Here is a 24,377-nt window from a genome sequence, read left to right as displayed (position 1 = left end):
CATAATATGACTAGAAATCACCACCCTTTTTCTTTTAAAATAAAACAAAAGGAAAATTCATACTATTGACTCTATTTCCTGAACAAAAGAAAGGGGAGCGCGGCCATGGACTACTTATACCACCCACACCCATCGCAGCGGATGACGGTGTTCGCCAAAAACGGTGTTGTGGCGACATCGCAGCCGCTCGCGGCGCAAGCGGGGCTTGAGGTGCTGAAAAAAGGCGGCAACGCCATCGATGCGGCGGTGGCTGCGGCCGCTTGCTTAACGGTCGTCGAGCCGACCTCGAACGGCATCGGCGGCGATGCGTTCGCCCTTGTGTGGACGAACGGGAAGTTGTACGGCTTAAACGCGAGCGGCTATGCGCCGAACGCGATCTCGATTGAAGCGTTGAAAGAGCGCGGCTATACGGAGATGCCAACATACGGTTTCGCCCCGGTGACGGTGCCGGGGGCGCCGGCGGCATGGGCGGCGCTGTCGAAGCGCTTCGGCTGCCTGCCGCTTGCCGACACGCTCGCGCCGGCGATCGCTTATGCGGAAAACGGCTACCCGGTATCACCTGTGCTCGGAAAGTGCTGGGCCGCGGCGTTTCGTACATACAAAGAGGCGCTTCGCGGGCCGGAGTTCGCTTCGTGGTTCGCGACGTTTGCGCCGGGCGGCCGCGCGCCAAAGATCGGGGAAGTGTGGGCGTCGCCTGCTCATGCGGCGACGCTTCGCTCGATCGCGGAAACGGAAGCGGAAAGCTTTTACCGCGGCGAGCTGGCGGAAAAAATCGCCGCCTTTTCGAAGCAATACGACGGCTTTTTGACGCTCGAGGATCTCGCCGAGTATGAACCGGAATGGGTTGAGCCGATTTCCGTTTCCTACCGCGGCTATGACGTATGGGAAATCCCGCCGAACGGCCAAGGGCTTGTCGCGTTGATGGCGCTCAACATCATGAACGGCTTTGACGTCCCAAGCATGCCGGATGTCAAGACGCACCACCGGCAAATTGAGGCGATGAAGCTGGCCTTTGCCGACGGGAAGGCGTACATCGCCGACCGCCGCTATATGGACTACAGTCTAGACGAGCTGTTATCGGAATCGTTTGCTGCGATGCGCCGGGCGCAAATCGGCAAGGAGGCGCTCATGCCAGAGCCGGGAACGCCGCCAAAAGGCGGAACGGTCTATTTGGCTGCCGCTGACGGTGAAGGGAATATGGTGTCCTATATTCAAAGCAATTACATGGGCTTCGGATCCGGCCTCGTCATCCCGGGCACGGGCATCGCCTTGCACAACCGCGGCCATAACTTCGCCTTTGATGACGGCCATCCGAACGGGCTCGCTCCAAGGAAAAAGCCGTACCATACGATCATCCCCGGCTTTTTGACGAAAGGCGGCACACCGATCGGCCCGTTTGGCGTCATGGGCGGATTCATGCAGCCGCAAGGGCATATGCAAGTGATCATGAACACGGTCGATTTCGCGCTGAATCCGCAAGCGGCGCTCGATGCGCCGCGTTGGCAGTGGCTAGAAGGGAAAACCGTGCTCGTCGAGCCGCACTTCCCGCGTCATATCGCCGAAGCGCTCGCTCGCAAAGGGCATGACATCCGCGTGGCGCTTGACGGCGGCCCGTTCGGGCGCGGGCAAATCATTTGGCGCGATCCTGACACCGGCGTGCTCGCTGCCGGGACGGAGCCGCGCACGGATGGAGCGGTCGCCGCTTGGTGAAACTCACATATGTAGCGGCGAAAGAGGGGATTCCGCTCCTTCGCTCCCTCTTTCGCTCGTTTTTTATTTGATTGTAAACGTCACCTTCGCCCGGGCGTTCGGCCAGTTTTTGTCGGCGAGCCACCACTCAAGTGTGTATGTTCCAGGTTTTAGGTGGCGGAACGTTTCCTGAAAGGACAGTTCTTGTCCTTGTTTTAACGTCCGCTGCTCGTAAATTTGCGTAAACATCTTTCCTTCGCTGAACTGCTTCACCTTTTTGCCATCGCAGTACAAAATGTAGTCGTATTTTTTTCCGCTCGTGAATGTTACGGTTTGCACGCGCTCGGTTTGGTTTTTCACTGTGAAGGTAAACACATAGACGCCGTCTTTCTTCTTATATGTCAATGACGGCTCCAACGTCCCAGCGATGATGCCTTTCCCGCCTGCGGATCCCGGTTTGCCTGCTGGGGCGGGGCCAAGAATGTGGTTTTTTGCCTGCGGCCGATCGTCGGCATTAACATGCACGAGCAGTGCGTTCGCTGCCGTCATCCCTGCTAATGCCGCAACGATGCCGATCACTTTTCTTTTGCCCATGTCGGTGCCTCCTTTTCACCTCTTTTACAATATAGTCGTTTCCCATTTTCCGTTCGTTACAAACCGTAAAAAATTGTGAAAAAAACCGTTGTCCGCCTTGATGTTTCTGGTATATATGCCCGATTTGTCTAATAAAATGTTACAAATTGAACAGCAATGAGAGTGGTTGAGGTGGGGATCGTTCACAACCGGCAAGCGACGCGGCGAAGACGCTTCCGAGACATCCAACGAAAGCGGCGCTCATCATAGGCAAGACGAGTCTCATTTCACACTTCTCACTTCTCACATCCAACTTAGGGAGGGCGAGTGGTGTGCACGATTACATCAAAGAGCGTACGATCAAGATTGGCAAGTATATCGTGGAGACGAGGAAAACCGTTCGCGTCATCGCGAAGGAATTTGGCGTGTCCAAAAGCACCGTTCATAAAGACTTGACCGAGCGGCTGCCGGAAATCAACCCGGAGCTGGCCCAAGAAGTCAAACAAATTCTCGATTACCATAAATCGATCCGCCATTTGCGCGGCGGTGAAGCGACAAAGAAAAAGTATAAAAAACAGGCGGTAAAAAATAACTGACTTTTTTCCTTGCCATCTGCCGTTTGCGGTCGCCATATGGTAAAATAACCTATTAGGAATGATTTTTTAGGGCAGAGGCAAGGAGGGCAAGGTATGTTTTCACGAGATATCGGGATTGACCTAGGCACGGCGAACGTCCTCATTTTCGTCAAAGGCAAAGGCATCGTGCTCAATGAGCCGTCCGTCGTGGCGATCGACAAAAATACAAACAAGGTGCTGGCAGTCGGCGAAGAAGCACGACGAATGGTCGGACGTACTCCTGGGAATATTGTTGCCATTCGGCCGCTCAAAGACGGCGTCATTGCCGATTTTGACATTACCGAAGCGATGCTTAGGCACTTTTTAAGCAAGCTCGACCTCAAAGGCTTTTTCGCCAAACCGCGCATTTTGATTTGTTGCCCGACGAACACGACATCCGTCGAGCGGAAAGCGATCAAAGAAGCGGCGGAAAAAAGCGGCGGCAAAAAAGTGTACTTGGAGGAAGAGCCGAAAGTCGCTGCCATTGGCGCCGGAATGGACATTTTTCAGCCGTGCGGAAACATGGTCGTCGATATTGGCGGTGGCACGACCGATGTCGCAGTTCTCTCGATGGGAGACATTGTCACCGCCTCTTCCATTAAGATGGCCGGGGACAAGTTTGATATGGAAATTTTAAACTATATCAAGCGTGAATATAAACTGCTCATTGGGGAGCGAACGGCCGAAGAAATCAAAATCAAAGTGGCAACGGTATTCCCAGGCGCACGGGCCGAGGAAATCGACGTCCGCGGCCGCGATCTTGTCACCGGGCTGCCGCGCACGATTACGATCCGTTCCGATGAAATCGAACGCGCTCTCCGCGAACCGGTGTCATTGATTGTCCAAGCGGCCAAAAGCGTGCTTGAGCGCACGCCGCCAGAGCTGTCGGCGGACATTATCGATCGCGGCGTCATCTTGACGGGGGGCGGCGCCTTGCTTCATGGCATTGATTTGCTGCTGTCAGAAGAGCTGAAGCTCCCGGTGTTTGTCGCCGAGAATCCGATGGACTGCGTCGCTCTTGGCACCGGATTGATGCTCGAGAACATCGACCGCGCGCCGAAAACGCAGCTTCTTTAACGGTTGATTCATCGCCAGCGCCCCACGGGCGGACAGAAGATGCGCGAAAAAAGGAAAGGCGGGGGATGCGGCGGCCGCTTTTGCCCATCTATAATAAAGAAAAAGGGCCGTTGTCTGCGCCGCCAAGACCGCGCAGCTTCTTTTGCCTTGCGGAAGGTTGTCGGCCTTTTCGGTTGAGGCCGCGAACCGAGATGGCTTAGAAAACCGGTGAAAAACGGCTGAGTCCCTTCATCAATGGGAGAACGCGTGGGGCCGATTCAACAAGGTTTTTCTAATTGAGAAATAAAATGGAAAACCCGTATCTAGGATGAAATCCCCAACCTCCTAGAGAGCTGGTGAAAAATCGCTGTCACACACGAATCGGCGGCATGTTCATTCAGAAAAGAAACTTGATTTTGCAAGGCTTCTCTAATTGAGAAACGGATGGAATCAGTAGTATTTTGCACTAAATCCCCAGCCTTCTAGAGAGCTGGTGAAAAACGGTTGTTTCTTTTGAGCAATGGGGGAGCGTTTGAAAGACGATCCTGATGCGACAAAGCTTTTCTATTTGAGAAACAATGACAGGAAGCGGTATGCACGATTGCATCACCGGTCTCTTAGGTCGCCCAATGAGCGCGAAGGGCCAGCGAATGATGAAAAGCGACAAAATAAGGCTACGGCGTCCGAACGTTGCGACGAACGAAGGCCAAAAATGAGGACAAGCGAGGTGATGGCCATGTTGAGAGGACTGTATACAGCCGCCAGCGGCATGCTCGCGCAACAGCGCCGCGTCGATTGGCTGACGAACAATTTGGCGAACGTCGAAACGCCGGGGTATAAAGCGGACGTTGGAGCGATGAGGGCGTTTCCGGAGCTATTGATGAGCCGGCTTGCCGATCGTTCGGTTCCAGCCAATCCCCCGCGCGCCATTCCGACCCAAACCGTGATCGGCCCGCTCAATACCAGCGTTTATATGCAAGAACTGATTCCGAACTTTCGCCAAGGGGATATCAAAGAAACCGGGCTTTCGACCGATGTCGCCTTAATAGATGGACAAGTTCCGGTCGATCCAACGAGCGGGGAGCGCGGCGCGCTGTTTTTTGCCGTTGAAAACGATCAAGGCGAGATCCGTTACACAAGAAACGGGCATTTCACGTTGAGCCCGGACGGCTATTTGACGACCCAAAACGGCTGGTATGTGCTTGATGCGAGCGGTGAGCGCATCCCTCTGTCAAGCGAACAGTTTTCCGTCCGTGACGATGGAACGATCATCGACGAAACAGGGGCAACCGCTCGTCTTGGTGTCGCGTTTGCCGCCAATCCGAACACCTTAGTGAAGGAAGGAAACGGGTTCTTCCGCAGCACCGGAGGTCCGCTGCCGCCGGCGCCGGGCAATGTGACGTATACCGTAAAGCAGCGCTTCATTGAGCGGTCGAACGTCGACGTCGAGCGGACGATGACCGACTTGCTCGCCGCCTACCGCGCCTTTGAAGCGAACCAAAAAATCGTGCAAGCGTACGACCGCAGTTTGGACAAGGCCGTCAACGAAGTCGGCCGCCTAAAATGATGAAAGGGGGACAAGCCTGTGCTCCGCTCGATGTTCACCGCCGCTAATACGATGAACGCGTTGCAGCAGCGGCTTGATACGATCAGCCATAACATCGCCAACAGCAACACCGTCGGCTTTCAACGGCGCGAAGCGAGCTTCGCTGAGCTGCTGGCCCAGCAAGTCGACCGCCTGCCGAACGACGAAGCGCCCCGGCAAACGCCGACGGGGGTGCGCTACGGAAACGGGGCTGGACTCGCTTCGACGATGCTCGTCACTGCGCAAGGGCCGCTTGTCGAGACGGGCCGCGCCCTCGATTTCGCTTTCACCGCGACTAACCAATGGTTTCGCGTCCGCACCGTCGACGGCAGCGGCGCGGCTGCGATCGGCTACACGCGCGCCGGCAATTTTTCGCTGACGCCGATGAACGGCCAGCTCGCGTTAACGACAAGCGACGGCCTGTTCGTGCTTGATGAAACGAACGCACCGATCGTGCTGCCAGCGAATACGCATGACGTGCAGCTGTCACCGACGGGAACGTTGACCGCCATCGACGCCAATGGAGCGGCCGTCGCCCGCGTCAACTTGGGTGTCACGGCGATTCGCCGCCCGCAGCTTCTTGAGGCCCAAGGCGACAACGTCTTCACTCTGCCTGCCGTCCCAGGCGCCAGTGAAGAGTTGAACGGCGGTTTGCGCAACCAAATCCGCATCAAGCAAGGCGCGCTCGAACAAGCGAACGTCGATCTTGGCGAGGAACTCGTCGGCCTGATGACAACGAGCCGTGCCTATCAGCTCAACGCCCGCGCCATTTCCATTTCCGAACAAATGCTCGGGCTCATTAACAACGTGCGCTCCTCTTAAGGAGAGATGAACATGGGCAACGAAACGAAAAACGAGCCGCTTTCTCGCAGCGAACGGCGAAAACAGCGAAGGAAAGCGCGCTTGGCCGCGTTTTCGACCGACGGGAGCGCCGCGGCCTTGCAAGAACGGCCGCCGGTGACGAAAACCTCCCCGCCGTCTGAGGCGGAAACAACGCCGGAAACGCGCCATTTTGCGCGCGCCCGGTTCGTTTCAGTGCTGCTGCGGCTGATCATGGTCATCGCACTGATGGTCATCTGCCTAGCGGTGGGAGTGGCTGTCGGCTACAGCGTCATCGGCGACGGGCACTGGCTTGACGTGTTTCGTCCGTCGACATGGCAGCACATTTTTGACTTTGTCCAAAAAGGGGCATAGAGACAAGACCGCCCTCCTTGAAGGCTGGTAAACGGTGAGCGATGAGTGAACTGGGCAAAGCAGGAACGGTGCTGCATGTTCAATTGGAGAAATGATGATAGGAAGCGGACGGCTCCCTTCCATCACCAGCCTTCTTGATTCCAGCAGAAAGGAGCGTTTCCGATGCTTGATGTCCAACAAATTCAAGCCATCATCCCACACCGTTACCCGTTTTTGCTTGTGGACCGCATTGTTGAAATGGAAGAAGGCAAACGCGCTGTCGGCCTCAAAAACGTCAGCGCCAACGAAGCGTTTTTCGCCGGTCATTTCCCCGAATACCCCGTTATGCCTGGCGTGTTGATCGTCGAAGCGCTCGCTCAAGTCGGTGCTGTCGTCCTCTTGCAAAGCGAGGAAAACCGCGGCCGCCTCGCCTTTTTCGCCGGTATCGACAACTGCCGGTTTAAAAAGCAAGTGAAACCAGGCGACCAGCTCCGCCTCGAAGTGGAAATTCTCCGCGCCCGCGGCGCCATCGGCAAAGGCAAAGGCGTCGCCACTGTCGACGGCGAGCTCGTTTGCGAAACAGAGCTCATGTTCGCTTTGGGGGACAAACCGTCTCGTTAAATGGAACCCGCGCGGACCGAAAAGGTGGCCCGTCTTCAAGATAGGCAAAATAGGAAGAACATGTTGCGTATATAGTGGGAAAAGAGGATGTCCCGTTCCGTTCGGGACATCCTCTTCGTTTTTGGCCGAGAAGGCTGTGGTGAAAAACCATTGGCTCCCTTCATCAATGGGAGAACGCGCGGAGCCGATGCAACAAGGTTTTTCTAATTGAGAAATGACATGGAAAACCCGTATCTATATAAGTTTCAATAAAGAATTTCCGATTTTTCGTTGCGGGTTTCATCTAAGTGCAAGTTGATATGAGAGGAATCAGCGGGATGTAAAACAAAATTTCAACTTATATAGGATGAAATCACCAGCCTCCGAGAGATCACCGAAAAGTAGCGCAGAAACGGATCCCTCCGCATTTCATGCATGAAATCATCCGTTCGGGGAAAGATAAGCAAGGACCGGTCTTACATAAGGTCACTACAACCGATGGAAAGGAGTAGAGAGGATGAAGAAAAAAGCGGTGCTGATCCGGCTGTTTAGCGCCCTTGTCGCCCTCTTTTTGGCAGCTGGATGCAATATGAACCGTGATAACAACAACCCGCCGCCGCCAAACAACCAAAACGATGTCAACGACCGAGACATGAACCCGGCCGATGACATCAACCAAAACGACGACGTGGACAACGACAAAGACAACGACGGCATCCCGGACAACCGCGATACCGATTTGAACGACAATCAAAACAATCAACTCCCGCCGGGAGACGACACGAACAACGGACCGGGCGACGATGAGCGGGACAGAGTGCCGGACCGCGAAGACCCGGTCGAGGATCGGCGGGATGCGAATGACAAAGACAATAAAGACGAGTGAGAAAAATAAGGGTGCCCAAAGAGAATGGTCTCTTTTTGGGCATCCCTGTTTTGTGTATTTATTTTACTGCTGTCGTCTTCAATTCAAGATGTTCTTTTAACTCATTGGAAACGGCCAACCGCTCGCTCTCCGGCACGATTAAATAATAGATTCCGTTAATTTTCGTCCCTTGACCGGTGATGTGCAGCTGCTTGATCTGTTTACGGGCATCTTTGTAGTTCGCCTGAATTTCTTTCATTTCCTCAAACGTTAAGTTCGTTTTGATGTTCTTCCCGATCGCCGTGAGCACATCGCTATAGTTCGTGAGCGACGAGAAGCTTGCCCCTTTCTCAATAATGGCTTGAATGATTTGTTTCTGGCGGTCTTGGCGCCCAAAATCGCCGCGCGGGTCGTCATACCGCATGCGCGAATATTTCAGCGCTTCGTCCCCATTGAGCGTAATCTTCCCTTTGGAAAAGTACGTTCCTTCGTACGTAAAGGCAAACGGGTTGTTCACCGTCACTCCCCCGACCGCATTGACGATATCGCGGAAGCTTTCCATATTGACTTTAATGTAATAGTCGATCGGGATGTCCAAGAAATGCTCAACCGTCGCCATCGTCATCTCCACTCCGCCAAAGGCGTACGAATGGTTGATTTTATCTTTCGTCCCTTTTCCGATTATCTCTGTTCTCGTATCGCGCGGGACGCTGACCATCTCAATCGACTGTTTGTTCGGATTGACCGTCATGACGATGAGCGTATCCGCACGACCACGGTCTCCTTTCCGCTCGTCAACACCAATCAACAAGATCGAAATCGGTGTCTTCCGCTCGAATGATACATCCTCTTGCCGCTTTCCTGATTTCCAATCGATGTCTTCATGCATTTGGTTTGCCGTCTGTTTCACGTGGTGGTAAATCGAGTAGGCAAATATCCCTGTTCCAATCAACAATATAACTAATGCAGCTATCAACCAACGAAGCCACATTCTCGTTTTTCTGCGTTTTGCCCTCATCGTTGCTCTTCCTTTGCTTCAAGAAAATTTTAGCCACGTCATTTCGATTATAGACGGTTTTAAGTGAGAAAACAACTGCGAACTGCTTTATACAGCTTGACTTGTAGAACCAACTAACTGAAAGAAAGAGCGAGACAAAATTCGTCATCTCAACCGCTTTTTCTACACTATTCGACCAAAAATATGATTGATACGACAAAGGTACTATGCTATCATTATTGATGTTTAAAAGATTGGAAAAATGAAGGAAAAGGAGGTTGTAATAACATTATATACATATTTTGTGTATATAAAGTGATGAAGGATAGTGTCGGTTTTGGGGAAAAGTGGTGGTAATGAGAGCATGACAATCATCATCGTCTCTTTAGCGATGAATCTACTGTCTCAATGTTAGCATTTTTCCTTGAATTCTAGTGAAAAGCCGCTGTCGCACCCCAATCGCCAGCATTTTCATTCAAAACAGAAAAGTTGATTGTGTTAGGTTTCTCTTATTGAGAAATGGGTGGAATTCAGCGGTATTCGTCCTCCTTGGATAGACAGATAGACAGGGCAGAGCCATGTTATCGACATCATGCTGAACAGTTGGTCAGCCGATGCACATATGTCCTATCCCTTTTGAAGTGTCCGTACCAGCTAGTTCAAAGATGCGAAAAGATATGTTTTTGGAGGTGGTTTGTAAATGGATTTGCAAACGAAGATAAGCGGAGGAATTACGAAAATTCAGCAATCGATTGAGCAAGGAAAACAAAAGCTGCAAATCGCCCAAGAAATCAATAAATGCAAAAATGTTATCGAAGAGACAGTTGAAAAACGAGCGGAGGTGCTCATTAAATTAGGGGAAGCCATTTATAAAAAAATTAGGCTCGGAGAAATTGAAGATCCTGATCTTCTTAGCCTTTCGGAAGTGCTAATACAATTGGATAAAACATTGTATCAAACAAAGAACAAATTAGAGAAACTCATGGAACATGGAGCAGAAGGAAAAGTGTGTGTGCATTGCAGACAGCCGTTGTCTTTGGAGGATCGCTTTTGTGGTGCTTGTGGACAGCCGGTGAAACAGAAAGAAGAAGAAAGAGAACAATACGTCGTGTGCCCACGATGCGAACAACCAATCCTGCAACCGGCTGAGTTTTGTATTTGTTGTGGTATAAAGTTAGCGTAGGGAGGTAGAGGAATGTATTGCACAACATGTGGTGCTCAAAACCCTGCTTCGGCTAATTACTGCTATAAGGATGGCACGGCATTACAAAAAGAAAAAATCTCTTTTGCTTATACAAAGAATCAAAAAACCTTTTGCCCTTACTGCGGATATTCCTTACTGAGCGATTGTATGTATTGTTCATCTTGTGGATCACCGGTGTTTCAAGTGCATATCGCTAAAAGCGAAAATATAAGACATATGCAAGAGGAAGACGAAGCAAATCAAAAGTATCGAGGTTTGTCCATTTCTTCTTTGTTGGATCTATGTAAAAGTTTGCGTTGGAAACGAGTGCTTTTAGCAGTATCAACCAGCTTTATCGTGCTTTTTCTCTTATCGGCAATGGCCATCAAAGGAATGAAGTCATCTTGGCTTTATGCTGTTAATCCAGGTTTGAGACATGATTTGGAATACGTATTGTCCTACTTGGATCGTGCTAATATTGAGAAGCTAAACTGGATTAAGGCAATGGCTGATTTTACGCTTTGGACTCATGCCGTAAATCCAGAAATAAAAATGAATGCAGCAGCATATGTTGATAGACAAGTTGGTGAAGCAGGCGGTTCAGTAGAAACTGGACTTATTAGGTTTCTTATCATTCCATTCCTTGCGCTATTTGTAGGGGGGGTGGTGCTTGCAAAAGCATGGCGAACCAATATGCGTACACTGATGGGTCATCTTATCGTCTTTTCCTTCCTTTACGGGACTTGTTTATCTATCTTATCGCTGGTTGCTAGTTTTTCTTATGAAATGAATACAAATGATCACGGTCTTATTTCGTTTCATATCACAGGAACGTATCCGTTTTGGACTACTTTGGTCAATGGGGTTCTTCTTTCTTTCTTTTTTGCTGGAACAGGGATATGGATCTCGAGGGGATACAAACGAACGGTTCATGAAATAAAACAATTCGTTCGTTATGGCGATGTCATTTACAGTGGATGTGCTTGGCAGCTGCGAGGAATTGGGCTGCTATTCGTTTTGCTGCTACCTTTTGTGTTTTTAGGTATATCCCGCTTAGAGATCGATGAATTGGAATGGATCGCAGGTGGAGCTGTGTTATCCAAGCTGTTTTATGCTGCTTTAGCCATGCAATGGGCAGTGTGGCTATGGGCAATGCTGCATCTGGGAGTATTACATTTTCAGCGTGATAATCTCCATGATCATCAATCTGTAACTTACGGTTTGTTTTCTGATTTGAAGCCGATAAGCAACGATACTGGATTCTATGAAGAAATATACGATTGGCTCTTCCATACGGGATTTTTTGAAAAAGAAATATATATGCAGCTGCTGATTTTATTGCCAATCGCCATTTTTCTTTATGTTGGATACCGTATTCGTCAGAATTATGAACTAGTATGGAAACCAATTGTCGTTTTTGCCGCTTTGTATAGTATTGGATTAGTGGTTATTTGCCAGTTTTCTCGGCTAGGGATTAGCTATTTTGTGAGCGTCAACGGAGAAACTGAAGTGAAACGATCAATGGCTCTCTTTATAGAGCCGTTAACACTGCTGGTCAAATGCTTTATTTTTTCTCTATTGTTCACATTTGCAGGTTCATGGTTGCAGCAGTTCGCTAAGCAAAAGAGGGGGATGAAATAATGCGTTGCGCGAATTGTGGTGAAAATGTAGACTCGACCAAGTCATATTGTCCCCATTGCGGCGCAAAGCAAGAAAATCGAGAGAAAGCAGTTCGAGAAAGGGGACGACAGAAGAGGTTTTATTGGCTGGTGGGTGTAGGATTATTGCTATTGTGTTGCATCATGGTTATTCATTTTACATTATTGTATCGTTCTGACCCTGAGAGACTCGTTTTTCAGTTGGAAACAGCGGTAAAAGAGCAAAATGTAAAGCAGTTCATTAACCTATTGAAGAAAGATAATCCTCATCTATCGTGGACAGAGGAAAATGCCAAACGATTCCTACAATATATAAATGAGGAAGCCGATGTACACCAAATGTTTGCGGAATTAGGAAAACAGGCTCACAATCCAGAAGGATATCACTTGTTTTCTCCCGTCACAGACCGAAATGGAAACGATCTGTTCATTTTAGCGAAGGGAGAAAAAAAGTTTGGAATTTATCAGCAATATTCCATTGAAGTGATTCCGTTCCGCTTGTTGGTATCTTGTAATCTCGATCATGTGCACGTAAAAATAGATCAAAAAGAGAAGACGTTGAGTGACGCCAATGAGAAATATAAAATTGGTTTATTTTTTCCAGGAACATACAAAATGACAGCTACGTATCAATCTGATTACACAACGATAAGAAAAAATTTTACTCTGGATTTTTCGGAAGCTCATAAAAATGAATTAGATTATGAGGCAGAGATGGAGGCTTCTTTTATATCCATCACTTCAAACGTCGAGGAAGCAGAATTATTTGTTAATGGAAAACCAACTGGAAAAACGATTCACGAGATCGATTCGTTTGGCCCAATCGATGAAAATGGATCTGTGACTTTACACGCTGAATACCAAAATAAAAACGGCCGTATTAAAACCGATGAGGTGACCGTTTCGGGAGCAGATGAGGAAGTTGACTTGGAATTTAACAACATGGAAATAGAAGCGTTGCATTGGGATAAGATTGTCCAAGATGAGGAGAGCTATTATAATTCAACAATCAAATGGTTTATGGATGATTACTTATCCAAAGCCGTAAGTTCCTATAATGAAGGAGACTTTTCGATTATTGAACCGTATCTTGATGAAAACGGTCCGATTTTCAAAGAGTTGCAAAAATACATTCAACATGTTGTTTCCGAAGGAATCAAGGAAAATCTAGTTGATGTTCAAGTCACCAATTGCAAATGGAGCGATGAGGGAATTACGATATTGACGCAAGAGGAGTACGACATTTATTACAATGATGGGACAGCCAAAAAGAAAAAGTTTACATCCGAGTATTTGCTAAAGCGGGTAGGGGATGAATACAAAATCCATTCCCTGATAAATACCACGGTCTTATCTTCAGAAGATTTATGAGTTTTTAACCTATATACATGAAGTATGGACGTGAACGTTAGTATGGTGCAAGAGCTCCTTCAGCAATGAAAACAAGTGTTGAAAAACGAATCGTAACAAGGTGATCTTTGTTTTTTTCCAGAACCAACGACCTTCGCTTGAAAAGGTGATTGGCTGCATTTTGCAAGACGTTCACTCCTCGACACGCTCGAACAGCTAGGAAAGTAATCTGCTATTATTGATTTAAAAGCGAAAGCGGGAATGATTGAACAAAGGAGATCGATCAGCGGTTGTTTCATCCTCTCACGCCGAGAAGGTCCCCGCTTTTCAACATGAGTGGAAGGGAGACGGGAATCGGCGTCCTCATCATCGATGTTCTCCCTGCGCCGCCTGCAGGCGGGATTGTTTGGAAAGAGATGATCCATTCCCCGCCTGCCGCAGGGCAGGGGCTTCGAAAGAAAAATCTCCCACCTCTCCGCGGTTGCATAGGCGGGAGAAGGATCAAAGGTATTTAATCATGGCCGTTTCATCACAACAGTCGAGCTTCGGGCAATTGACACAGTCGATCCATACTTTTTCCGGCAATGTGGCTTTTTCCGCAATTTCAAATCCGCATTTTTGAAAAAACTCGATTTGGTATGTGAACGAGATTAATCGTTTTACTCCGAGTCGGATGGCCTCGTTCGTAATATGGTCAACGAGCATGCGGCCGATTCCTTTCCCCATATGATCAGGGGATACGACTAACGAACGGACTTCCCCGAGATCGTGCCCCAAGATATGCAGCCCCGCTGTGCCGACGATTTGATCATTTTCCTTGGCCACATACATGCATTGCAAGTGCTGATAGATCGATAATAACGAGCGGGGCAACACCAATCCTTTTTCCGCAAAGTGTTGAATTAACGCGTGCATCTCTTTCACATCGCTCGTGACGGCATGACTAATGCGCATTGGGCTCCCTCACTATCGTATGATCATAGATTCTTTTTTATAAATATACGATTTTTTGTTTTTATATGCAATTGTTTTTTTTTCGGCTGAGACGTGCGGGTTTGTGGGCGATGTCTTACCGGTGCTTCACTTTTTCGATGCATAGAGAGGATCGTTTCATTTCAAGGTTGGAAAAGAAGGGGTTTTTCGGCGAGTACATCCAGAAAATCATGCCAATGAAAAAATGCTTTTTTCTGCATTGTTGAGGCTGGAAATGTAGGGGCAAGTAATAACCATATTTTCAATCTCTATTCAAAATGATTTGTTTTGAGAACGATTTTTTTCTTTATAAGAATCAACCGAATGGCTGCAATTTTATAGATCGTTCTGTGTTTCTCTTATATACTTGGAGTAACGTCTGATTAAAGGAGGGTTGTCATTTGCGGGCAACATGTATTCGTTTCTATGAATTTGGCAGTCCTGAAAACGTATTAAAGTTGGAACATAAACATATTTGTCCACCGGAGAATGGAGAAGTGCTTGTTCGCATGCAAGCGAGACCCATCAATCCGTCGGACTTGCTACCAATCAAAGGAGTTTACTCTCACCGCATTTCCTTGCCTGCGATTCCTGGATATGAAGGGGTAGGGATTGTCGAAGACGTGGGTCCTTCCGTTTCCCAAGACTTGATTGGTAAGCGTGTCCTTCCGCTCCGCGGGGAAGGTACGTGGCAGGAGTATGTCAAAACGCCGGCAGAGTTCGCTGTCGTAATCCCTAATTCTATCAATAATGGTACTGCCGCACAACTTTATATCAATCCGGTTACTGCGTGGGTCGTTTGCACCGAAGTATTAAGACTGCAACCGGGGGATATTTTATTAGTCAATGCTTGCGGCTCTTCGATTGGGCGGATTTTTGCCCAGCTCTCAAAAGTTCTCGGATTTCGCTTGATCGCGGTGACAAGAAACGAGCATCATACAAAAGAACTCCTTGACCTCGGTGCTTCTGATGTGGTTGATACATCGAATACATCGTTATATAGAATGGTAATGGAACTTACAAATGGATTGGGGGCAAGTGCTGCCATTGATTCCATCGGCGGAGCGGACGGCGCTGAACTAGCCTTTTGCGTTCGTCCTGAAGGAGTATTATTAACGATAGGCCTTTTATCAGGCACCCCTGTGAATGGGCGAGAAGTGTCGCAAAAGGCGAAAGTCCATGTAAAACTGTTTCATCTTCGCCATTGGAATCAACAAGCATCCGTACAAACTTGGCAAAACGTTTTCTGTCGTTTAATCGCTCTTATACATGAAAAGAAGTTGCAGTTGATGACGCCTGCTTCCTATTATTCGTTGCATGATATAACGAAAGCTATCCGTGCAGTCGAATCGGCACCATTCAATAAAGGGAAAATCTTTTTGACGAGTCCCTAAAAATGGTTTTTGGTGTTTTCTTTGCCTAACGCTTGGTCGGAGATGTCGCGGGTTCGAATGGATCTTCGTTAGAATAGAGAAACGCAGACAGCTTTTGAGCTTGCTGTTGGGCTAATATATCTGAGTTTTGTTTGAAGCTCTTTTTTAGGGGGCTATCTTGTGACTCTTTGGCGCTATTGGATCGGCGACGGATCGTTGTCCATTGCCCTAGAAGGCCCGTGAAAAACCGCTGTCACACACGAATCGGCGGTATTTTCATTCAGAAAAGAAAGTTGATTCTACGAGGTTTCTCTAATTGAGAAATGGGTGGAATCAGCAGTATTTTGCATTACATCACCGGCCTCCTAGAGATGTCGGCAACTTCGGCGGCGGTCAGCCCGGTTCGTTTCGCCACTTCGTGAATGGTCAAGACATTGAGGAGGTTTTTGGCGATTGCAAAGGCCTTTTGTTTTACCGCTAGTTCTTTTTCTTGGTTCTTCACCGCTTAAACAAAATGTCCTTGGTGTGAAGGGAAATCCCGCCCCCCATCGTCTCAACTTCACTTGTTTACCGTCTGTTCGATTGGTTGTGATCTTCCGCCCGAACGGAACCGCGTTGTCCGTTCGGGATCAACGGCCGTCGTCCTGAAAATCGAAGATGGTCCAAAAAGGATTTCTTTCGCAGATCGAATGGTTTCTCTTCAGCGGATGCTTGGTCAACCAAGCTGTCATAACGAATGACGATTGGTTTTAATCCTCACGTCCGAATGAACACTTCCGTTCCGTTCGGGACGATCGAGGCGAGTTCGAGCACGTCTTTGTTGTGCATGCGGATGCAGCCTTTGGATACGTATTTGCCGATTGAGGACGGGTTGTTCGTGCCGTGGATGCCGTAATGGATTTTCGATAAGCTGAGCCACATCGCGCCGAACGGTCCGCCTGGGTTTGGCTGACGGTTGACGATGACAAAGTCGCCGACGGGGGTGGCGGTGATCATTTTGCCGACGCCGATTGGGTAGGTGCGGATCGTTCTTCCCCGATACTTTAAGGTGAGTTGGCGGCGGCTGATCGATACATGGATCGTATACGGAATCGAGCCTTTGGCCGGAAGGTGGGGGATGAGGATCGCTTGGCCGGGAACGATGACGGACGAGGCGGTAAGGCCGTTGGCGCGAAGCAGCGCCGCGACGGACGTGCGGTAGTCTCTGGCGATGGATGCGATTGTTTCCCCGCGTTTGACGATATGTTGATACATTTCCATTTCACTCCTTTCTCGCTCGCTGGAGAAGTGCCATGATAGCAGTTAATGAAGAACTACGGTGGTTTATGAATTGTAAGAAAATACGATCCCCCATTTCCCATTCTTCTTCGCGACAAACACGTCTTGATGGAGTTCAAACACGCCAAACACGCTATAAAACGTCTGGATGACGCGGATGCGGTAGACGTCTTGGAACGGTTTTTGTTTGTCTGACATCGACCAAGAAGACAAGTGTTCCACTTCGTCAAGGCGGTATTCGAACGTTTCGGCGCCGAAGTCTTGCATAAAGACGTGGGCGCGGCGCTGGATGTAGACGTCTTTTGGGAATTTCGTTTTCATGAGCGGGTGAAACAGCTCCCAAGAGCTGCCGAAGTCTCCTGCCTGTTCGTAGCGGTAAAACGTATCAACGATTTCTTTTGCCTCGTTCCGTTCGCTTGAAAGAAACAGAGACAAAATCGCCACCAACACGGCGACGGCAGCGAGAACCGCCACCCCCGTCTTGGCTCGGATCGTTTTTTGGCGGTAGCGTGAGAACATCGAGTCTCCTCCCCTCTCTGTTATACAATATGCACGATGGGCGGCGGATATGGGCGGGGAAAAGGGGAAGCGCCATAACCTGTGCCGCAGGATAGACATACGGCCGCATGTTTTAGTTAAAACATTCATCAGACTGTAGTAAAATGGATGGCAGGAGTGGTTGGAAATGATGCACGGGCGTGAGAAACGGCGGTTGGTCTGATTGGGAAGCAGGCGGAAAGGCGGAGCGGTTAGAGCTCCGTTTTTCCTTTGGCGTTCCCGGGAACATCGAACAGGCAGGAGAGGTAGAGAGTGATGAGGAAATCATTCATTTATGCGCTGCTGGTTGGGATCATGGTTGCTTGGGGATTGAACGTGACGGCGTTGAAAATTCTTGTGGAGCATTTTTCCCCGGTGACCTTGACGGCGTTTAGAATTTTCACGGCGGGGTTGGTTGTGCTTTTGTTTTTATGGGGGATCGGGCGGCTTGAAAAAATCGGCTGGAATGAAGCGAAACAGATCGGTTTGGCCGCCATGTTTAGTGTCGTCGCTCACCACTTTTTTCTTGCGTTGGGCCTGAGGAACACAACGGCGGTGAATGCGGGTCTTGTTTTAGGGCTCGTGCCGCTGGTGACGGCGCTGTTGGCGATCGTGTGTTTAGGCCAGCGGCCGACGCCGTTTCGGTTGCTCGGCATCGCGCTTGGGTTTTTTGGGGTTGTGTTTGTCGTCGCGAACGGCGACGGCGGCCTCGGCCATTTGTCAATCGGCGATGTGTACGTCTTTTTGGCTGTCTTGGCGCAAGGAATCAGCTTTATTCTGATCAAAAAGGCGACGGTTGAGGCGCGGGTGATGACAGGGTGGATGCTTGTCTTCGGGTCGCTTTGGCTGTTTGTCCTAAGTTTCGCGCTTGAACCGCATGGCTTGTCGAGTTTGAAAACAGGCACGCTGCCGCTTTGGCTCATTTTCCTCGCTTCAGCGGTCGTGGCGACGGCGCTCGGCCATATGTTTTACAATCAGGCTGTGCAACACCTTGGCCCGGCCGAGTCGGCGGTGTTCATCAACTTGAATCCACTCTTTTCGCTGCTGGGGGCGCATTGGCTGCTTGGCGAGCCGGTTTCATGGATGCAGCTGGCCGGTTTTCTCTTCATCGTCGCGGGCGTGATGCTGGGCAGCGGGGGGATGGATGACGTCGTCGCCCGTTTCCGCCGAGCGAAAGTTGCGGCTGGGGGAAGAAAGGCGGGGCTGGGGTAGCGCGCTCCCCGTATTGACCCCATGCGCGCAAGGAGGAAACGTTCGTGTTGTCAGAAGCAGATAGGGGTTTGGTGTTTGGCTGTCTCTTCTCGAAAAGGGACGGCCATTTTTTTACCATGGGCAGGATTTTGCCGGACGATGACGAAAAAGAGAATACGAAACGTATTCTTGTGAGGTGAATGTATGGCGATCGATCACGACCGGCTGTTCAAAGAGCTGTTGCAGACGTTTTTTGAGGAATTTGTGCTTCTCTTCTTCCCGGATATGCACGAGCATATCGATTTCAACCATTTGTCGTTTTTGTCCGAAGAGCTGTTTACGGATGTAACGGCTGGGGAGAAGTACCGGGTAGACTTGCTGGCGAAAACGAAGTTCAAAGGGGAAGACGGATGGATCATTGTTCATGTGGAAAACCAAGCGTACATCCAATCGTCGTTTCCCGAGCGAATGTTTCTTTATTTCAGCCGCTTGTTTGAAAAATACCGCGCTCCGATCATTCCGATTGCCGTCTTCAGCTATGATGCCATCCGAGACGAACCCTCCTCGTTCACGCTCTCCTTTCCGTTTGGCGATGTGCTTGACTTTCGCTTTTTCCATGTGGAGTTGCCTAAGCAAAACTGGCGCCAATTCATCCGCACCGACAACCCGGTGGCGGCTGCGCTGCTTAGCAAAATGGGGTATACTGAAAGTGAACGAGTGGAACTGAAAAAGCAATTTTTGCGCATGTTGGTGCGTCTCGAGCTAGACGAGGCCAAACAGCGTCTGTTGATAGGTTTTTTTGAAACGTATGTGAAGCTGTCCGATGAAGAAGAACAACGGCTCCGAAGCGAGGTGGAACAAATGGAGACGAAAGAAAAAGAACGCGTGCTGGAATTGATCATCTCATATGAGCAAAGGGGAAAAATTCAAGGACGGGAGGAAGGACGCAAAGAGGGAGCGGCGCAAGAAAAACGGCACATTGCGAAACGGATGCTGCGGAAAGGGTTTGATGCGCAAACGATTCACGAGCTGACCGGATTGTCTGTGGCGGAGATTGAGGAAATGAAACAAGGCGGCTCCAAGTGAATGGAAAGGAATCGCCGCACGCTGCTTGGCAAACAGGCGGGGCGAAAGGCCAGCCCCGCCCTAGCGCTTTGGTTTCGCTGCTGTGGATTCCCGTTTGATCAGTTTCGTAGACAATAGCACTTCCTGAAATGGTTCGTTCGGATGGTCCCACCGCCATAGCAACAATTCCACCGCTCGTTTGCCGTAGCGCTTCAGGTCGATGTCGACGGTCGTGATTTTCGGCGTCGCGATTTGCGACAGCTGTCCGTTGTCAAAGCTGCAGACGGAAACGTCATCGGGCACTTTTAGCCCGTATTGCTGCAGGCTGGTGCTGACGAAAAAGCCAAGCCCGTCATTGACGCAAAACCAGGCGGTCGGCTGCTGCTTCAGGTCGCGGATGTAGCCTGCGATGACCGTTTCGTCCTCTTGCGCCTGACAGAACATCCACTCCTCGTTTGGTTTCACTCCATAGTCGTTCAGCGCCAATAAGTACCCTTCATACCGCTCTTGATAGCTTGGCGAATAGTTGACGTCGCCGACAAACGCAATGTCGGTATGGTTGAGCTCCAACAAATGTTGGACGGCCACATACGCCCCGAACCGATTGTTGGTCAGCACCGCGTCAGCGGAAATGTTCGGGTGGTGATGGTCGACCAGGACGGTCGGGATGCCAGTGGCGACGATTTGTTGAATGTACTCGGTGCTGATGTGAGAAAGGACGATGATGCCGTCCACGACCTTTTCTTCAATGAACGAAGGCAGCAGGAGTCGCTGTTTTTGTTGTTCATTGACCGATTGGATGTGCAGCCTCATGCCGTGTGATAGTGCTTCCTGTTCAATGCTTAAGTAGATTTCGCCAAAAAATTTCAGCGAAAACGTGCGGTCCGAGGCGATGAGAGCGATTTGCTTTGGCGGTTTGCCGCGCGACTTCGCGCGGGAGGCGGGATATTCATATCCCATTTCTTTGGCTACACGCTTCACAAGCTCCCTCGTTTCTTCGCTGACCCCTTCTTTGCCGCGCAGCGCTTGAGAGACCGAGTTTTTGGAAATGTTCAGCCGATCGGCGATGTCTTGCATGGTGATGCGTTTTTTCATTCGTTACCTCCACTGATTCGCTATTTTTGCCCTTCGGTGATTTGAGGCGTCGACAAGGACGGCCGTTATGGTTTTTCGCTTTCCATCATTCAAGTATACATCGAAATCTGGAAGGTTGGCTCCCCTTTCGCAGCGTTTGCTTGCTTTCTCTAGTTCAAGTATATCCCTTGTAAAAACGAAAGACATTCAAGCTCTCGAAGCAAATATATTCGGAATGATATTGTAACGTTACAATTTTTGTTTGTCAAGTTGATGAATGGCGTCTAAAATCATGGTTTTTTCTTGTCCTTTCTATGAACATCCCACGCCGGCGAGCGGTGATTTTCATCCCCGGATGGAGGGCAGATCGTGCTGCCCATGGATCTTTTCCGTGAAAATCCCCACCACTGGGTGAGTGCTGTATACGCTCCTGATCCGTGCGGGTATACTGAAAATGGCCAAAGAAGGCAATAGGAAAGCAGAGGTGCCCGATTTTCGGACATCTCGTATGATCTGGCTGCCTGTTGGCTATACTAGATAAGTTGTGGTTGGCGGAACGACTCTTTGCGGGAGATCATGCAAAAGATGATCACCAACATTCGTCGAGCCGTGGCGATGAGGGCTTTTTTCTTCCCGCATCGGGCCGCCAACGACCAAAATTTTCGGGACAAGGGATGTGTCTTGGATCGAGCTGCTGACCATGCCGCCTCGCATAACGCTGATCGAAGATGGGGATTGCCTTTAGTCGTACGCGTGCTCTTTCGCTTTCCGGCGCTTTCATGGTTGCCGGGGGACAACCCCGTCCATGAAGCCACCCGTTCCGGCGTTTCAAAGACGCTCATGTCGGTTCCCATCTCGGCGATGATGACGGCGGCGGTTTGTTTTTTGATTCCAGGCATGGTCATCAGTAAGTCCACTTCCTCCCGATACGGCTCGAGCAGGCGGTCGATGTGCTGGTCGACTTCTTCGATTAACTGCTCCAATTCCTCCACGTGTTTCCACAAGAGGCGAAGGAGACGGAGCTCGTGTTCGGTCAAGGTGCCCAGCAGCGAATCATACACCGCCTGCTTTTTCGTTTTGAGCCTGCCGCGCAGGCATTGATCCAGCTCGTCCTTGTCCACGTATCCCTTCTCGAGCAGCCGGGCAAGGATGTTTCGTCCGGAAACGCCGAAGAGATCCGAGAGGACGGAGCCCAGTTTGACATTGGAAGACTCCAGCACTTTTTGAATCCGGTTTTTCTCTGAACTCAACTGTCCGACCCACTTTTTGCGGAGGCGGGTAAAATCCCGCAATTCGCGAATATCCGCTGGGGGGACGAAACTTTTTTCAATGAGTCCATGGCGGAGCAGCTTGGCGATCCACTCGGCGTCAGAGACATCGGTTTTTCTTCCCGGGACATTTTTGATCCGCTGCGGATTGGCCAGTGTCAAGTCGACATAGCCCTCGAGGAAGGCAAAGACCGGTTTCCAATACACGCCGGTGGATTCCATGGCGACATGGGTAACGCCATGTTCTTCGAGCCACTCAAGCAGGTCGCCAAGTCCTTTCGAGAACGTGGAGAAGGTTTGAATGTCCTTTTGAATGTGTCCATCTTCTTCCCATAGCGCGCAGGCGACGATGGTTTCGGCATGAACATCCAATCCTGCGCAGCGAGGATAGATGACATCCATGATGAAAATCCTCCTTTTCGATGATCGAGTGCGCAAACAGCGAATCCACGGGAGAAATGCGGCAGTTTTCCGTTCGTCGTCACCTTTCCTCTATCACAGGAAAGGGCGGACAATGGGTGGTGCACCCAGTGGATTCAAACACTTTTCCGTACAGGGTCTAAGCCACCATTAAGCATAACGTCCTGTTGAACTGTTTGCGCCTATTCTTCATTATGGGAAGAAAAGGGGGATTTTCATCCCTGGGTGGAGGGCAAAACGTTGCCCATGGATCTTTTCCGTGAAAATCGCACGCCGGTGAGTTGCGATTTTCATGACTGGGTGGCGGACAAAAGGTTGCCCCATGGATCTTTTCTGTAAAAAAGAAGTTGACTATTTCGTGGAATCGTGAAATAATGTAATTGTAATGTTATAAAACACAGTTACAAATATTCATTTTTAGTTGACAGGTTTGTCTGTCGCTATGATTTGTCATGGGGAGAGATTGTCTGAAGCGGCTGTTTGTGTAAGCGTTTTTAAGTCTATTTATCAATCCAAGGGGGGAATGGAAGATGAAAAAGCGCAAGTGGTTCAAACTGGCTTCGTTGTTGCTTGCCGCTGCGGTGATCGGAACAGGCTGTCAAGGACAGACCGGGAATGAACAAGGACAGAAGAAGGAAGGATCGACCGTACAAATTGATTTTTGGGCGGCGCCGAATCCGACGCAGCAAGCATTCTGGAAGAAGATGGCGGATCGCTATATGAAAGAGCATCAAAACGTGAAAATCAAAGTATCGCCGATGCCGGAAAGCCCTTCTTCGGAGGCGGGCATTCAGTCGGCGATTGCCGCAGGAAATGCGCCGGTCATTTCCGAAAACATCTCCCGTGGGTTTGCCGCCCAATTGGCGGACAGCCGGGCGATTGTGCCGCTGGATCAATTTGAAGGGTTTGATGATTTAATCGACAAACGGCAAATGAAAAGCACGATTTCAACATGGAAGTTCGCCGATGGCCATCAATATGTGCTGCCGATTTACTCCAACGCCATGCTGTTCGGTTGGCGAATCGATATTCTAAAAGAGTTGGGGTATAACGCTCCGCCCAAAACATACAGCGAAGTCATGGAAGTCGGCAAAAAGCTCAAGGAAAAATATCCAAACAAGTTTCTATGGGCAAGAGCCGACTTGGTCAAACCAACGTGGTGGGCGAGATGGTTTGACTTCTTCATGATTTACAATGCGGCGTCGAGTGGGGCGCATTTCATCGATGGGAACAAGTTGAGTGCGGATCGTGATGCGGGTGTGAAGACGCTCCAGTTTTTCGCTGATTTAAGCAAGAACAAGCTCGTGTTGACGAAAGAGACGAAAGACCCGTTTGAAAGCGGTGTGTCGGTGATGTCCGATTTAGGTCCGTGGACGTTCCCGTATTGGGCCGAGAAGTTTCCAGAAATGAAGTTTAATGAGAAATACGTGTTGTCGATGCCGCCGGTGCCTGATGGCATGGACCCGTCGCAGGCGAAAACGTTCGCCGATACAAAAGGGCTGGTCATTTATGCTTCGGCGACAAAAGAACAGCAACAAGCCGCGTTCGATTTCGTTAAGTGGGTGTATGCCGATCCGCAAAACGATTTGGAATGGCTGAAAGAAACGAATTTGCCACCAGCGCGGGACGACTTGTCGACGAACAAGGCGTTTGTCTCCTATTTTGAGGAGCATCCGCAGCTGAAATTGTATGCGGAAAACATTCCGAATGCCATCCCGCCGATGGATAACGCCAAAATGGTTGAGCTTCAAGAGCTGATCGGCAAAGAAGCGTTGAACCCGGTCGTCAAAGGCGAGAAAACCCCAGAAAAAGCGTGGGAGGACATGGAAAAAGCGATCAATGGGGTGTTAAAATAA

22 protein-coding genes and 1 pseudogene are annotated in these 24,377 nt (G+C 49.7%); 15 read left to right on the top strand and 8 right to left on the bottom strand.

Features of this window, described 5'->3' with window-relative positions; all coding sequences use genetic code 11:
• Positions 1 to 105: 105 nt before the first annotated feature.
• On the top strand, positions 106 to 1,710 hold the full coding sequence (locus NST29_RS17210) for a gamma-glutamyltransferase family protein (protein WP_033842889.1): 1,605 nt from the start codon (positions 106 to 108) through the stop codon (positions 1,708 to 1,710).
• 63 nt (positions 1,711 to 1,773) lie between these two features.
• On the opposite strand, the gene NST29_RS17205 is transcribed toward NST29_RS17210, so the two are convergent.
• A complete protein-coding gene (locus NST29_RS17205; protein WP_033842890.1) occupies positions 1,774 to 2,283 on the bottom strand; it encodes a BsuPI-related putative proteinase inhibitor in 510 nt (169 codons plus the stop codon).
• A 311-nt stretch (positions 2,284 to 2,594) separates the two neighbouring features.
• On the opposite strand from NST29_RS17205, the gene spoIIID reads away from it, so the two are divergent.
• The 7 genes from spoIIID to NST29_RS17170 all read left to right on the top strand — a co-directional run bounded on the left by spoIIID (position 2,595) and on the right by NST29_RS17170 (position 8,176).
• Positions 2,595 to 2,858, top strand: coding sequence for a sporulation transcriptional regulator SpoIIID (gene spoIIID / locus NST29_RS17200; RefSeq protein ID WP_008880665.1), 264 nt, complete (start codon positions 2,595 to 2,597; stop codon positions 2,856 to 2,858).
• Positions 2,859 to 2,951: 93 nt separating this feature from the next.
• Positions 2,952 to 3,953 (top strand): rod shape-determining protein, encoded by a 1,002-nt coding sequence (locus NST29_RS17195; protein WP_033842891.1) that lies wholly within the window; start codon positions 2,952 to 2,954, stop codon positions 3,951 to 3,953.
• Between the two features lie 715 nt (positions 3,954 to 4,668).
• On the top strand, positions 4,669 to 5,499 hold the full coding sequence (locus NST29_RS17190) for a flagellar hook-basal body protein (RefSeq protein ID WP_033844740.1): 831 nt from the start codon (positions 4,669 to 4,671) through the stop codon (positions 5,497 to 5,499).
• Between the two features lie 18 nt (positions 5,500 to 5,517).
• On the top strand, positions 5,518 to 6,339 hold the full coding sequence (locus NST29_RS17185; protein ID WP_033842892.1) for a flagellar hook-basal body protein: 822 nt from the start codon (positions 5,518 to 5,520) through the stop codon (positions 6,337 to 6,339).
• A 12-nt stretch (positions 6,340 to 6,351) separates the two neighbouring features.
• Positions 6,352 to 6,711, top strand: coding sequence for a DNA-directed RNA polymerase subunit beta (locus NST29_RS17180; RefSeq protein WP_033842893.1), 360 nt, complete (start codon positions 6,352 to 6,354; stop codon positions 6,709 to 6,711).
• 162 nt (positions 6,712 to 6,873) lie between these two features.
• Positions 6,874 to 7,311, top strand: coding sequence for a 3-hydroxyacyl-ACP dehydratase FabZ (fabZ, locus tag NST29_RS17175; RefSeq protein ID WP_033842894.1), 438 nt, complete (start codon positions 6,874 to 6,876; stop codon positions 7,309 to 7,311).
• 496 nt (positions 7,312 to 7,807) lie between these two features.
• Positions 7,808 to 8,176, top strand: a complete 369-nt coding sequence (locus NST29_RS17170; protein WP_033842895.1) for a hypothetical protein — start codon at positions 7,808 to 7,810, stop codon at positions 8,174 to 8,176.
• Positions 8,177 to 8,234: 58 nt separating this feature from the next.
• On the opposite strand, the gene NST29_RS17165 is transcribed toward NST29_RS17170, so the two are convergent.
• Positions 8,235 to 9,173: a LytR family transcriptional regulator gene (locus NST29_RS17165; protein WP_339232509.1), complete on the bottom strand. Its 939-nt coding sequence runs from the start codon at positions 9,171 to 9,173 to the stop codon at positions 8,235 to 8,237.
• A gap of 679 nt (positions 9,174 to 9,852) precedes the next feature.
• Between NST29_RS17165 and NST29_RS17160 the strand changes: the two genes are divergently transcribed.
• The 3 genes from NST29_RS17160 to NST29_RS17150 are packed head-to-tail and all read left to right on the top strand — an operon-like array spanning position 9,853 to position 13,364.
• Complete coding sequence (locus tag NST29_RS17160; protein WP_033842897.1) at positions 9,853 to 10,335, top strand: zinc ribbon domain-containing protein; 483 nt, start codon at positions 9,853 to 9,855, stop codon at positions 10,333 to 10,335.
• A 12-nt stretch (positions 10,336 to 10,347) separates the two neighbouring features.
• On the top strand, positions 10,348 to 11,976 hold the full coding sequence (locus NST29_RS17155) for a zinc ribbon domain-containing protein (RefSeq protein ID WP_339232508.1): 1,629 nt from the start codon (positions 10,348 to 10,350) through the stop codon (positions 11,974 to 11,976).
• Positions 11,976 to 13,364: a zinc ribbon domain-containing protein gene (locus NST29_RS17150; protein WP_033018240.1), complete on the top strand. Its 1,389-nt coding sequence runs from the start codon at positions 11,976 to 11,978 to the stop codon at positions 13,362 to 13,364. Before NST29_RS17155 ends, NST29_RS17150 begins: the two co-directional genes overlap by 1 nt.
• A 480-nt stretch (positions 13,365 to 13,844) precedes the next feature.
• On the opposite strand, the gene NST29_RS17145 is transcribed toward NST29_RS17150, so the two are convergent.
• On the bottom strand, positions 13,845 to 14,297 hold the full coding sequence (locus NST29_RS17145) for an N-acetyltransferase (RefSeq protein WP_033018237.1): 453 nt from the start codon (positions 14,295 to 14,297) through the stop codon (positions 13,845 to 13,847).
• Between the two features lie 419 nt (positions 14,298 to 14,716).
• Between NST29_RS17145 and NST29_RS17140 the strand changes: the two genes are divergently transcribed.
• Positions 14,717 to 15,709, top strand: coding sequence for a zinc-dependent alcohol dehydrogenase family protein (locus NST29_RS17140; protein WP_033018230.1), 993 nt, complete (start codon positions 14,717 to 14,719; stop codon positions 15,707 to 15,709).
• A 328-nt stretch (positions 15,710 to 16,037) separates the two neighbouring features.
• On the opposite strand, the pseudogene NST29_RS17135 reads toward NST29_RS17140, so the two are convergent.
• From NST29_RS17135 to NST29_RS17125, 3 genes and pseudogenes are all read right to left on the bottom strand, one after another.
• Positions 16,038 to 16,181, bottom strand: a pseudogene (locus NST29_RS17135) (transcriptional regulator); the annotation flags it as partial.
• A gap of 263 nt (positions 16,182 to 16,444) precedes the next feature.
• A complete protein-coding gene (locus NST29_RS17130) occupies positions 16,445 to 16,942 on the bottom strand; it encodes a L,D-transpeptidase family protein (protein WP_033018228.1) in 498 nt (165 codons plus the stop codon).
• A 69-nt stretch (positions 16,943 to 17,011) separates the two neighbouring features.
• Complete coding sequence (locus tag NST29_RS17125) at positions 17,012 to 17,485, bottom strand: hypothetical protein (RefSeq protein ID WP_033018227.1); 474 nt, start codon at positions 17,483 to 17,485, stop codon at positions 17,012 to 17,014.
• Positions 17,486 to 17,779: 294 nt separating this feature from the next.
• On the opposite strand from NST29_RS17125, the gene NST29_RS17120 reads away from it, so the two are divergent.
• Together NST29_RS17120 and NST29_RS17115 are read left to right on the top strand one after the other, a co-directional pair.
• On the top strand, positions 17,780 to 18,715 hold the full coding sequence (locus NST29_RS17120; RefSeq protein WP_324699041.1) for a DMT family transporter: 936 nt from the start codon (positions 17,780 to 17,782) through the stop codon (positions 18,713 to 18,715).
• Positions 18,716 to 18,898: 183 nt separating this feature from the next.
• Complete coding sequence (locus NST29_RS17115; protein ID WP_033018224.1) at positions 18,899 to 19,780, top strand: Rpn family recombination-promoting nuclease/putative transposase; 882 nt, start codon at positions 18,899 to 18,901, stop codon at positions 19,778 to 19,780.
• A 60-nt stretch (positions 19,781 to 19,840) separates the two neighbouring features.
• Here the strand turns inward: NST29_RS17115 and NST29_RS17110 are convergent, their stop codons facing one another.
• The gene (locus tag NST29_RS17110; protein ID WP_033018223.1) at positions 19,841 to 20,854 is read right to left on the bottom strand and encodes a substrate-binding domain-containing protein; all 1,014 of its coding nucleotides are present in this window, start codon (positions 20,852 to 20,854) and stop codon (positions 19,841 to 19,843) included.
• Between the two features lie 512 nt (positions 20,855 to 21,366).
• Positions 21,367 to 22,503 (bottom strand): IS110 family transposase, encoded by a 1,137-nt coding sequence (locus tag NST29_RS17105; RefSeq protein WP_033842531.1) that lies wholly within the window; start codon positions 22,501 to 22,503, stop codon positions 21,367 to 21,369.
• Between the two features lie 548 nt (positions 22,504 to 23,051).
• Between NST29_RS17105 and NST29_RS17100 the strand changes: the two genes are divergently transcribed.
• Complete coding sequence (locus tag NST29_RS17100) at positions 23,052 to 24,377, top strand: extracellular solute-binding protein (protein ID WP_339232503.1); 1,326 nt, start codon at positions 23,052 to 23,054, stop codon at positions 24,375 to 24,377.

It is taken from the genome of Geobacillus sp. FSL W8-0026 (assembly GCF_037966255.1).
GTDB lineage: Bacteria > Bacillota > Bacilli > Bacillales > Anoxybacillaceae > Geobacillus > Geobacillus icigianus.
The sequence above is the reverse complement of the archived record's forward strand: the minus strand, read 5'-3'. Positions and strand labels throughout refer to the sequence as shown.

Excerpts from the sequence above, each read along its gene's own strand:
- NST29_RS17210 (WP_033842889.1), top strand. The coding sequence starts at position 106 with ATGGACTACTTATACCACCCACACCCATCGCAGCGGATGACGGTGTTC.
- NST29_RS17205 (WP_033842890.1), bottom strand. The coding sequence starts at position 2,283 with ATGGGCAAAAGAAAAGTGATCGGCATCGTTGCGGCATTAGCAGGGATG.
- NST29_RS17195 (WP_033842891.1), top strand. The coding sequence starts at position 2,952 with ATGTTTTCACGAGATATCGGGATTGACCTAGGCACGGCGAACGTCCTC.
- NST29_RS17190 (WP_033844740.1), top strand. The coding sequence starts at position 4,669 with ATGTTGAGAGGACTGTATACAGCCGCCAGCGGCATGCTCGCGCAACAG.
- NST29_RS17180 (WP_033842893.1), top strand. The coding sequence starts at position 6,352 with ATGGGCAACGAAACGAAAAACGAGCCGCTTTCTCGCAGCGAACGGCGA.
- fabZ (WP_033842894.1), top strand. The coding sequence starts at position 6,874 with ATGCTTGATGTCCAACAAATTCAAGCCATCATCCCACACCGTTACCCG.
- NST29_RS17170 (WP_033842895.1), top strand. The coding sequence starts at position 7,808 with ATGAAGAAAAAAGCGGTGCTGATCCGGCTGTTTAGCGCCCTTGTCGCC.
- NST29_RS17165 (WP_339232509.1), bottom strand. The coding sequence starts at position 9,173 with ATGAGGGCAAAACGCAGAAAAACGAGAATGTGGCTTCGTTGGTTGATA.
- NST29_RS17160 (WP_033842897.1), top strand. The coding sequence starts at position 9,853 with ATGGATTTGCAAACGAAGATAAGCGGAGGAATTACGAAAATTCAGCAA.
- NST29_RS17155 (WP_339232508.1), top strand. The coding sequence starts at position 10,348 with ATGTATTGCACAACATGTGGTGCTCAAAACCCTGCTTCGGCTAATTAC.
- NST29_RS17150 (WP_033018240.1), top strand. The coding sequence starts at position 11,976 with ATGCGTTGCGCGAATTGTGGTGAAAATGTAGACTCGACCAAGTCATAT.
- NST29_RS17145 (WP_033018237.1), bottom strand. The coding sequence starts at position 14,297 with ATGCGCATTAGTCATGCCGTCACGAGCGATGTGAAAGAGATGCACGCG.
- NST29_RS17130 (WP_033018228.1), bottom strand. The coding sequence starts at position 16,942 with ATGTATCAACATATCGTCAAACGCGGGGAAACAATCGCATCCATCGCC.
- NST29_RS17125 (WP_033018227.1), bottom strand. The coding sequence starts at position 17,485 with ATGTTCTCACGCTACCGCCAAAAAACGATCCGAGCCAAGACGGGGGTG.
- NST29_RS17120 (WP_324699041.1), top strand. The coding sequence starts at position 17,780 with ATGAGGAAATCATTCATTTATGCGCTGCTGGTTGGGATCATGGTTGCT.
- NST29_RS17115 (WP_033018224.1), top strand. The coding sequence starts at position 18,899 with ATGGCGATCGATCACGACCGGCTGTTCAAAGAGCTGTTGCAGACGTTT.
- NST29_RS17110 (WP_033018223.1), bottom strand. The coding sequence starts at position 20,854 with ATGAAAAAACGCATCACCATGCAAGACATCGCCGATCGGCTGAACATT.
- NST29_RS17105 (WP_033842531.1), bottom strand. The coding sequence starts at position 22,503 with ATGGATGTCATCTATCCTCGCTGCGCAGGATTGGATGTTCATGCCGAA.
- NST29_RS17100 (WP_339232503.1), top strand. The coding sequence starts at position 23,052 with ATGAAAAAGCGCAAGTGGTTCAAACTGGCTTCGTTGTTGCTTGCCGCT.